14 protein-coding genes and 1 tRNA gene are annotated in these 9,738 nt (G+C 35.5%); 11 read left to right on the top strand and 4 right to left on the bottom strand.

Features of this window, described 5'->3' with window-relative positions; translation table 11 throughout:
• Nucleotides 1-279 precede the first annotated feature (279 nt).
• Together ID741_RS12710 and ID741_RS12705 are read left to right on the top strand one after the other, a co-directional pair.
• Nucleotides 280-852, top strand: a complete 573-nt coding sequence (locus tag ID741_RS12710; RefSeq protein ID WP_218327663.1) for a TetR/AcrR family transcriptional regulator — start codon at nucleotides 280-282, stop codon at nucleotides 850-852.
• Between the two features lie 40 nt (nucleotides 853-892).
• Nucleotides 893-980 (top strand) — tRNA-Ser (locus ID741_RS12705).
• Nucleotides 981-1,104: 124 nt separating this feature from the next.
• Here the strand turns inward: ID741_RS12705 and ID741_RS12700 are convergent.
• The 3 genes from ID741_RS12700 to ID741_RS12690 all read right to left on the bottom strand — a co-directional run bounded on the left by ID741_RS12700 (nucleotide 1,105) and on the right by ID741_RS12690 (nucleotide 3,207).
• Nucleotides 1,105-2,292, bottom strand: a complete 1,188-nt coding sequence (locus ID741_RS12700; RefSeq protein WP_438720208.1) for a tyrosine-type recombinase/integrase — start codon at nucleotides 2,290-2,292, stop codon at nucleotides 1,105-1,107.
• Nucleotides 2,293-2,397: 105 nt separating this feature from the next.
• Nucleotides 2,398-2,832 (bottom strand): ImmA/IrrE family metallo-endopeptidase, encoded by a 435-nt coding sequence (locus ID741_RS12695; RefSeq protein WP_438720207.1) that lies wholly within the window; start codon nucleotides 2,830-2,832, stop codon nucleotides 2,398-2,400.
• A gap of 9 nt (nucleotides 2,833-2,841) precedes the next feature.
• On the bottom strand, nucleotides 2,842-3,207 hold the full coding sequence (locus ID741_RS12690; protein ID WP_438720206.1) for a helix-turn-helix domain-containing protein: 366 nt from the start codon (nucleotides 3,205-3,207) through the stop codon (nucleotides 2,842-2,844).
• A gap of 298 nt (nucleotides 3,208-3,505) precedes the next feature.
• Between ID741_RS12690 and ID741_RS12685 the strand changes: the two genes are divergently transcribed.
• Genes ID741_RS12685 through ID741_RS12650 form a run of 8 tightly spaced genes read left to right on the top strand, consistent with a single transcriptional unit; the run spans nucleotide 3,506 to nucleotide 7,423 of the window.
• Nucleotides 3,506-3,700, top strand: a complete 195-nt coding sequence (locus ID741_RS12685) for a hypothetical protein (RefSeq protein WP_438720205.1) — start codon at nucleotides 3,506-3,508, stop codon at nucleotides 3,698-3,700.
• Between the two features lie 12 nt (nucleotides 3,701-3,712).
• Nucleotides 3,713-3,952, top strand: coding sequence for a helix-turn-helix domain-containing protein (locus ID741_RS12680; RefSeq protein WP_438720204.1), 240 nt, complete (start codon nucleotides 3,713-3,715; stop codon nucleotides 3,950-3,952).
• Nucleotides 3,942-4,133, top strand: coding sequence for a hypothetical protein (locus ID741_RS12675; RefSeq protein WP_438720202.1), 192 nt, complete (start codon nucleotides 3,942-3,944; stop codon nucleotides 4,131-4,133). The genes ID741_RS12680 and ID741_RS12675 overlap by 11 nt, the downstream gene beginning before the upstream one ends.
• A complete protein-coding gene (locus tag ID741_RS12670; RefSeq protein ID WP_438720201.1) occupies nucleotides 4,130-4,354 on the top strand; it encodes a hypothetical protein in 225 nt (74 codons plus the stop codon). The genes ID741_RS12675 and ID741_RS12670 overlap by 4 nt, the downstream gene beginning before the upstream one ends.
• A gap of 28 nt (nucleotides 4,355-4,382) precedes the next feature.
• Complete coding sequence (locus ID741_RS12665) at nucleotides 4,383-5,684, top strand: AAA family ATPase (RefSeq protein WP_438720200.1); 1,302 nt, start codon at nucleotides 4,383-4,385, stop codon at nucleotides 5,682-5,684.
• Nucleotides 5,685-5,687: 3 nt separating this feature from the next.
• Nucleotides 5,688-6,722, top strand: a complete 1,035-nt coding sequence (locus ID741_RS12660; RefSeq protein ID WP_438720199.1) for an ATP-binding protein — start codon at nucleotides 5,688-5,690, stop codon at nucleotides 6,720-6,722.
• A gap of 12 nt (nucleotides 6,723-6,734) precedes the next feature.
• On the top strand, nucleotides 6,735-7,247 hold the full coding sequence (locus ID741_RS12655; protein ID WP_438720198.1) for a hypothetical protein: 513 nt from the start codon (nucleotides 6,735-6,737) through the stop codon (nucleotides 7,245-7,247).
• An 11-nt stretch (nucleotides 7,248-7,258) separates the two neighbouring features.
• Nucleotides 7,259-7,423: a hypothetical protein gene (locus ID741_RS12650; RefSeq protein ID WP_438720197.1), complete on the top strand. Its 165-nt coding sequence runs from the start codon at nucleotides 7,259-7,261 to the stop codon at nucleotides 7,421-7,423.
• Here the strand turns inward: ID741_RS12650 and ID741_RS12645 are convergent.
• On the bottom strand, nucleotides 7,420-8,109 hold the full coding sequence (locus ID741_RS12645; RefSeq protein ID WP_438720196.1) for a DUF4145 domain-containing protein: 690 nt from the start codon (nucleotides 8,107-8,109) through the stop codon (nucleotides 7,420-7,422). The genes ID741_RS12650 and ID741_RS12645 overlap by 4 nt on opposite strands.
• 46 nt (nucleotides 8,110-8,155) lie before the next feature.
• Here ID741_RS12645 and ID741_RS12640 point away from each other — a divergent pair, with 46 nt between their 5' ends.
• Nucleotides 8,156-9,736, top strand: a complete 1,581-nt coding sequence (locus ID741_RS12640; RefSeq protein WP_438720195.1) for a DEAD/DEAH box helicase — start codon at nucleotides 8,156-8,158, stop codon at nucleotides 9,734-9,736.
• Nucleotides 9,737-9,738: the final 2 nt, after the last annotated feature.

Below are 9,738 nucleotides of genomic sequence, written 5' to 3'. Positions count from 1 at the left end.
AATAGTAAAAAAATACATTCATTCTCAATCACTCAGAAAACGACCAAATAGATGAAAGCATAACGCCTACATCTCTGGTTGAAATTATATAAGATTATTTATAAAGATTATAAAAACGATTTCAATAGCTATTTTACAGAAAACACTCAAGTTAGAATCTATTTAATAAGAAATTTTACATTTTTTGAATAACATTTAAGATAGGGGTTGCCAAACTAAATACTTTGAGTTTAAAATAAAATTACAAGAAAAATAATAACACCTCAGGAGGAAACGTTGATGAGAAGAAAAGTGTACACAAAAGATCAGATTTTGAAGGCCGCTTATGAAGTTGTTGAAGGAGAAGGCTTTTCTGGATTCACCGCCCGAAATATTGCTAAAAAAATGGGAATCAGTACACAGCCAATCTATTTGGAATTTAAAAATATGGGTGATTTAAAAAATACTTTATTAGATGAGATTTGTAACCATCTATATTACGATGTTTTTCCAGAGGTACGGACTGGAGATACGATTATTGATTTAGGCTTAAATTATGTTTACTTTGCCAAAGAGCAAAATAATTTATACAACGCTCTTTACGTACAAGAATACGGTGGTGGGAAAAAGATGCATGATTTTTCTTACAAGTATTTCCGACAATTGGTTAGTGAGCACCCTAAATATAGTAAGTTAGATGAAAATCATATCAATGCTTTACATGTAGGTAGTTGGATTACGGTTACTGGGATTGCAACATTGATGTCTTCAGGAATCATTTCGCCAACACAAGATGAGATTGTTCACTTGTTGAACCGTGCCATCGAAAATGTTTTAGAAAAAGAAGATACATCAGTCTTAGATTCTTTATAATTCTTGACATTTACTTTCAAAGAGGTAAGATAATTTGTGCGGAAGGTTGGCAGAGTGGTAATGCAACGGACTCGAAATCCGTCGAACCGGTTTATCCCGGCGCGCAGGTTCAAATCCTGTACCTTCCTTATCTTACAATATTTATAGCACTTTTTGATGTTAATAAACACCTTTAAAAATAGTAATAAATTGCCTTCGTGGGCAGAAACGTGGGCAGAAGATTTCAAGTTAGTATTTTAAATAACGCACTGGTTATTGCTTTTTAGGATTAATCATATCCTCTACAGCATCAACCAGTGTTTTTTTAGATTCTTGAATAGAGTGAACGTACATATTCATTGTTGTTCTATAGTCACTATGACCCAAATGCTCTTGTACGGTTTTATCCGGGATAGCTGGGTTAGCAACTAAAAATGAAGCTGCTGTATGACGCAAGTCGTGAAAACGAATCATTCTAAGATCAGCTCGTTTGACAAAATGACGCCATACTCCATAAAGCGCAGAAGGATTAATTGGCTTGCCGTCAATGTGACCAAAAAGATAATCATGCTTTGGTTGGGCCAAATTCAGTTGTTTACGTTGCTCAATACGTTCTTGTATATATTGCTGGATAATTTCCAAATAATACGTAGGAACGTCCACAATCAATTCTGTGCCGTTTTTAAGACCATCATATCTTTCGGAAGTTTTACCCGGTATCTTTATAATTCGTTGTTCAAATTTCACCTGGTTAGTATCGAATAAGAAATGTTTTACTTCTAAAGCTGCAATTTCCCCTTCACGAGCGCCAGTGACAAAAGCTGTAAGGATGACTGTTTTTACATGTAGAGTTTCATTTTCCAATTTTTCAAAAAGATTATGTAACTCCTCCAATGAGTAGGGCTGCTGAACTCCTTTTTTTATTCTGTCAGCTTTTTGCTTTTTAGGTAATCTTAAACCAGTACAAGGATTTTCTTTAATTAATCTATATTCATACAAAGCTATATTAAAGACACTAGACAGGGCGCTTAAAATGCGTTTTTTTGATTCTCTCGATAATTCTTCATCTGGTTGTTTTATTTTTTTTTGACTTAATATAAAGTCCCGAATTTCAAATGGTTTAATTTCTGTGAGCTTTTTTGAGCCGAAAACAGGCAGCACACGAGTTTCAACAGTTGTTTTATAATCATTAAATGTGCGAGCTTCCATTAATAGCTTAGCTTGTTTTTTCCACATGTTCTCAAAAAAATATTCAAATGTAATAGAAGACATATCCTCATAACCATGCTCCTCTAAATCCTCAATCCATTCATCTAGTTCAACATAAGCCTTTCGGATGCTTGCAGCGCTAATTGTTTTACTTAATCGTTTTGGATTTCCTTTTTCGTTATATCCGACAGTTACACGCAGTCTAAATTTCCCACTTGGTAACTTTTCGACAGTTCCTTTTTCAATTGCCATTTGTATCAATCCTTTCAATTTGATAAAATAGGCATAGCTAAATAAGCGTATGCTTTTTTACAGTTCACATCCTCGTTCTTGGTCGGGCGGGATGTGTTTTTTTCCTCAAAAATAAAATTCTTCAAATTCTTCTTCCAAATTAAACTCTTTTTTTAGATCATCAAAATACATTGGTTTTTGTCCAGTTCTTTCGGTATATAAGTTAATTATTAGCGCGGCAGAGAATTTATTAGCTTCATATTCTAATTTATTTTTCTGATAGTTTCCCATGCTATAGTAACTAGTTAAGTCTGGATGGTTAATTGCGTGATATAGCTCATGGCCCATTACTACAAATCGATACGGGTCATCCATTAAGTCCGAGTTCAATAGAATTAATGGTTCATTTAATACATTCGATGATTGACCTATGAAATCCGAAGAAGTATCTAAATATTTGTATTCAATATCCAATACATCGGCAAGAGAGAATGGGTCGAATGTTTTGAACTCTTTATGAAGATAGTGCAACTGACTGATAACTTCATTTTTAGTATTCATTGAAATCACCTACTCAGAATCTTTTTTCTTTTTTAGTCTCTCCCAAAATACCTGAGAAAGTACAGTATCAATTCTATGTTTATCCTCTTCATTTAATTCAATACCACCATATTGCATCGGCTGATTAGAGTTTAATAAATCTTCCAACTGCACTATATCTTCATGTGATGCCCAATCAGGGGTCTCATTCCTTCCTAAAAGGTAGTCTACAGACACATCAAAATAATCAGCTACTTTTTCCAGTCTATCAGATTTTGGACTTGCTTTTTTCCATTGGTAGAAAAGATTTTCACTAAATCCTAAATCGGTAGCTACCTTTGAAACGCTGATACCTTGTTTGTCGGCCAGATTCTTAATTCTATCAAATACTGTCATATCTAAGATTCTCCTTCGCCAAGGAAAATTTTATAAAAAACTATAAAACTGTTGACTAAAATTATAGTTAGTTATAAAATAGACCTCGTAAGATAAATAGTAATAAAAAAGCTAAAGAAAATACACCTATTAAAAATAAACAATTCGAGGTCGGCAAACTTAGAACGTTAATTTTATAGGGTTTTTATAGGCTTATTTAGTTATGATTATATTCTATAGTTTTCTATAAAAAAAGTCAACAGTTTTATAGTATAACTTACTGTTTATCTTACTTATTTCTAATAAGGAGGTGTGAGATATGCCAGATGCAAAAGTTGGACGTGAACGGGTCTTACAATATCTTGAAGATAATGACATAAAAAATGTTGATTTAGCAGTCATGTACGGTATGACTAAGCAAGATGTTGGCAGTTATTTAGAAGGGAAGTTGATTGATACCCCTAAAGCCAAACAATTGCTCATAAAAATTATTTCTGATTTCAAAATTAGATAGGAGGGATTCACAATGCAACAACTAGCTTTAGTTTCACTAGATGATTTAAAAGTATTGATATCAGAAAAAGCTATTCCAAATGAAGTGTGGGACTCGCAACAGGCTGCTCAATATTTGAAAATTACATTACCAACTTTATTTAAAGAAACAAAGTCGGGAAACATTCCTGGTGTTCAAGTTGGTAATAAATGGAAATACAGTTCAATCGCTTTGTATTGTTTAGTAGCAAAAAGAGATTCAAATGAAGTTTAAATCAAACGATTTAGATGCAAAAGTAAGATATCTAGTTCAATGTCGGCGACAACAATTACAAATTGATCGTGAAGTTTTAAAGAAATCAAAGTTATTAACTGACTATCAAGAAGAACTAATAAGGCATGAATTAGACGAGTTAAGAAATATAGAACTTGAGTTAGGAGGAAAGCTTAAATGAGACAAGATTATTGTTTTACAAATTCAGTTCCCAGAATAAATGCAAAAAAAATTTCTAGAAGACGTGCGAAAAAATCATTTTTGACCGGTTCAATATTAATCAGCATTTTAGCTGGTATCTGGCAGTTATCAATTTTTTTAATAGGAATTCTAACAGTTACTAATTTTATCCAATGCAAAAAGAGACACGACCGCCGGCAAGCAAATCGTGTCCAAGTGTAACAATCTATTTAAGGAGAGTGTAAAACAGATGGCTATGAAAATCAATAAGCTTGAAATTGAAAACGTCAAACGAGTCAAAGCAGTCAAAATTGAGCCTACTCAAAATGGACTCACAATTGTAGGTGGTAACAACAATCAGGGAAAGACAAGTGTGCTGGATGCAATTGCTTGGGCATTGGGTGGGAATAAATATAAACCTAGTCAAGCAGCTAGAGAGGGATCCGTGACACCACCGCATCTTCATATCGTTATGAGTAACGGATTGATTGTGGAACGTAAAGGTAAAAACTCTGATTTAAAGGTAATTGATCCTAATGGTGAAAAGGGCGGTCAATCCCTTCTAAATAGCTTTGTGGAAGAGCTAGCAATAGATTTACCAAAGTTTATGGACTCTTCTTCTAAAGAAAAAGCTCAGACCCTTTTACAAATTATTGGGGTGGGTGATCAATTATTTGAGTTGGAAAGAACTGAGAATGAAGTTTATAACCAGCGTCATGCTATTGGTCAGATAAAAGATCAAAAAGAAAAATTTGCTAAAGAGATGGATTACTTTCCTGATGCACCAAAAGAATTAGTTTCCATTACTGAGTTGGTTACACAGCAACAAACAGTTCTGGCTAAGAATGGTGAAAACCAACAAAAACGGCAACAAGTTAATGAAATTAGCCAGCGATTTGAAATTGAGCGCCAACAAATTGAGAACATGCGGCAACAACTATTGGAAATGGAAACAAAACATGCTCAAACTTCAAAGGATTTAGAGATTGCCCAAAAATCAGCAAAAGATTTACAAGATGAATCAACAGAAGAATTAGAACAAAATATTGCAGAAATTGATGAAATTAATCGCCGAGTACGAGTAAATCTAGACAAGGAAAAAGCAGAAGAAGATGCGTCAGAATATCGCAACCAATATGAAACTTTATCAAATAAGATTGATGAAATTCGCAAGCAAAAATCTGACTTATTAACGAATGCTAAGTTACCACTACCGGGATTATCCGTCGAAGATGGAGAATTAACTTATAACGGTCAGCGCTGGGACAATATGTCTGGTTCAGATCAGTTAAAAGTTTCAACAGCAATTGTTCGAAAACTGAAACCAGATTGCGGATTTATTCTTCTAGATAAGCTGGAACAAATGGATTTAGTTTCATTAGAAGAATTCGGGAAATGGCTTGAGCAAGAAAATCTACAGGCAATTGCCACAAGAGTTTCAACTGGTGAAGAATGCGAAATCATTATTGAAGATGGTTATGCAACAAAGAATGAAACCATTAATTCTGCACCAGAAATCAATACAGGATGGTCAGGGAAAGGAGCATTTTAATAAATGAATATTACTACAGGAAAGGTACCAAAGGCGCAGAAAGTAGTGTTATACGGCGTGGAAGGGATTGGTAAATCAACTTTTGCTAGTCAATTTCCATATCCATTATTTATTGATACAGAAGATTCCACTCTTCATATGGATGTAAAGCGTTTCGATAAACCGACTTCTTGGACAATACTTTTACAGCAAGTCGATTACGTTAAAGCAAATAAGCCGTGCCAGACACTGGTAATTGACACCATAGACTGGGCAGAAGAAATCTGTAAGCGTCATTTGATGGCAGCGAATAATTGGAGTGCGATTGATTCTGAAGGCTATGGGAAAAAGTTTGTAGCTTTGGCAAAAGAAATGGGTAATTTACTAAATAAATTAAGTGATGTCGTTGATGTCGGAGTTAACGTGGTCATTACCGCTCATGCCATGCTTCGAAAAAAAGAAGAACCTGACGAAATGGGGGCTTATGATCGTTATGAGTTGAAGCTTGAAAAGAAGACAGCGCCATTAGTAAAAGAATGGGCTGATGCAGTCATTTTCGCCAACTATAAAACAACGGTTATTACCGACAGTAAAACGAATTCCAAGAAAGCAACAGGCGGCCAACGGATGATGTATACCACCCACAGACCAGCTTGGGACGCTAAAAATCGTTGGGGTTTGCAAGATGAGTTGCCTTTTGATTATAACCAGATTGCCGAAGCGATTATCGAAGTAACACCTACATTAACAGTTGAAACCACCGAAACTCCAAAAGTTGAACAAACTGAAAGTAAGATTTCGGAGAATCAGACAGAAGAACAAACCTTTGGACCTGAAAGAGAAACAATTTCAGTATCATCAGTTATTCCAAAAGGATTGGCTGACTTAATGGCAACTGAAAAAGTGACAAATGAAGAAATTATGCAAGTGATTTATCAAGGTGGTTTCATGCCAGCAGATACACCGTTGGAAAACGTCCCTGGTGAACTATGGAATTACTTTATCGCAAATTGGGATAAAGCTCTAGGGCTATTAAATACACAAATTAGACAATTTTAGGAGGATTTATTAATGAACAATGAAAATGAATTTATCGGATGGGGCGACAGTTTTGTCGCTGAGGAAAGTAACTTTAAGCTGTTTGAGGCCGGGAGTTATCCATTCGTTGTAACAGGATTTGAACGGAAAATTTATGACGGTAACAGTGACAAAATTCAAAATGGGACACCTTATGCCGAAATTGAAATGGAATTTACCGGACCATTAGGAACAACTAAAGTTTTGGATCGCCTTTACATGGTGAAAAAATGGCAGTGGAAGTTGACGCAATTTTTTACTGGAATTGGACAAGCACCAATAGTGGGTCAGCCTTTCTCACCGAATTGGAGTCAAGTAGTGGGCAGTCGAGGCACTGCTAAATTATCTATTAATAAATATACCAGTAGTAAATCCGGAAAAGAGATCGAAAATAACCAAATTGATGAATACTTGGAACCAAAAGCTAATGCTCAAGCGTTCCAACAAACAACATCATCACAACCACAAAATACTGCTAATACTGGATTTCAACCAGGAGCATTTTAGGAGATGAGCGCATGAAACCTCAAATTCAAATGAGAACACCTCAGCTAGTTAAACTAGTTGAGGTGATACATGTAGAAGCTACACGTGGCAAGGGCACTGAAGAAGATCCTGCGAGAATCGTTCATCAATACTGGAGTAAAGAAGGAGTTTTGTTAGCAGAAAAGGATGAATATTAAAGTTTGCCCTTTTTTATCTGATTTTTATTGTTATTTATTTCCTTTATTTTCTTTAACATAGATTTTCTTTCATGACGCTTTATATACCATTCTTCAAAAAGATATTCAATAAAAAGAATGAGTAGCTCTGCTTCATCAGATTCAATATCAATAATTAAATTAATATCTTTTTCAGGATGGGCTCCAATATTCCCAAGTTGTCTCAAGGAATGGAGCACCTCCTGAGTCTCTAAATCAACCTTATCAGTTATAGCATCGATTTCGTCTATCAGTCGACTTTTTTTAACGTTCCAAAAGTCACGAATCATCCCTTGTAAACATCTTCTTGATAAAGTTGCAGAAGATTTTGGGCTAAGTTTTACTATCTTACAAGCTTCCACATAGTCTTCAATTATTGATGAGGGAATATAATCGGGAAGTTGTTTTGCAATACTATCTGGGTACAAATTCCAAGTCTTACCTTTAAATTCAGAACCCTCACCAACTGCATATACTGATGTTTTTTCACAACTTGGGCAGAATTCATAATAAAGCGTCATTTCATCGGTAGAAATGATGGCTATTCCCCGAGATGTTTTTTCTCCTTTTTCAGTTTTTAGCCGAGATCCAACAGATAGTTTATGAGTGGTGTTAAAATCTATCGCTACGCTAGAACCACAAAATTTACAAATAAATTTTTTTGTCATAGTTTTCACCTCGAAATAAGTATACCAATCAAGAAAGGAAATATCCATGCAACTAAGACCATATCAGCAAGATGCCAGACAGGCTATTCAAAAAGAATGGTCTGATGGTCAAAAAAGAACATTGTTAGTCTTACCCACTGGATGTGGAAAGACAATCGTATTTAGTAAGGTCATCGAGGATCGAGTGAAAAAGGGCGAGCGCGTGCTTGTCCTTGCTCACCGAGGTGAATTACTTGAACAAGCCTCTGACAAATTACAAAAGGCTACAGGCCTTAAAACTGCAACTGAAAAAGCAGATCAAACTAGCATTGGAAGTTTCTTCCGTGTAGTAGTTGGGTCCGTTCAAACAATGATGCGGGATAAACGATTAAATCAGTTTCCTCCTGATTATTTTGACACAATTGTGGTGGACGAAGCTCATCACTGCATTAGTGATGGGTATCAACGAGTATTAAAACACTTTAAAAATTCAAACGTATTAGGTGTTACAGCAACACCTGATCGTGGAGATATGAGGAATTTAGGTTCGTATTTCGAATCACTAGCTTATGAGTATTCGTTACCTGCAGCAATTAAAGAAGGCTACTTGTCTCCTATCAAAGCATTAACAATTCCATTGAAACTTGATTTAACAGGAGTCAAGCAACAGGCAGGAGACTTTAGCACCAAAGATTTAGGTACGGCATTAGATCCTTATCTTTATCAAATAGCAGATGAGATGGTGAAACACTGTTTAGAACGTAAAACAGTTGTTTTTTTACCATTAGTTAAAACAAGTAAAAAGTTTCGAGATATTTTAAATGAACGTGGCTTTAGAGCTGCAGAAGTGAATGGTGAGTCAAAAGACCGTCAAGAAATATTAGAAGACTTTGAAAATAATCAATACAACGTTTTATGTAACTCGATGCTTCTGACTGAGGGATGGGATTCACCAGCAGTGGACTGCATTGTGGTTTTAAGACCAACAAAAGTCCGTTCACTATATAGTCAAATGGTTGGTCGTGGAACACGACTGTTTCCAGGGAAAGAAGAACTTCTTTTGTTAGATTTTCTTTGGCACACAGACCGTCATGAATTAAGCCATCCAGCTCATTTGATAGCAGAAAATGAAGAAGTAGCTAAAAAAATGACTGAGAATATTGAAGAAGCTGGTGTTGCAGTTGACCTAGAAGAAGCAGAAATTACTGCTACAGAGGATGTTGTTGCCCAACGTGAAGAAGCATTAGCCAAACAGTTGGCTGAAATGCGTAAAAGAAAACGTAAACTCGTTGATCCCCTTCAATTTGAAATGTCTATTAATGCAGAAGATTTATCAAGCTATGTTCCTTCCTTTGGTTGGGAGATGTCTCCGCCTAGTGAACAACAAATATCCTCACTAGAAAAATTAGGGATACTGCCGGATCAAATTGATAATGCTGGTAAGGCAGCTAAAATGTTAGATCGACTATCAAAGCGTAGAGAAGAAGGTTTAGCAACACCGCGACAAATACGTCAACTTGAACAACGTGGATTTCAAAAAGTTGGTACTTGGAGCTTTGAGGATGCTAGCAAAATGATTTCTCGAATTGCAGCAAACGGTTGGAGAGTACCACATGGGATTATTCCAATAGAATACCAAGTCAGCTAAAG

This window comes from Enterococcus sp. AZ103, from assembly GCF_051714685.1.
In the GTDB taxonomy this organism is placed as follows: Bacteria; Bacillota; Bacilli; order Lactobacillales; family Enterococcaceae; genus Enterococcus_A; species Enterococcus_A alishanensis.
This window is presented reverse-complemented; position numbering and strand designations above follow the sequence as displayed.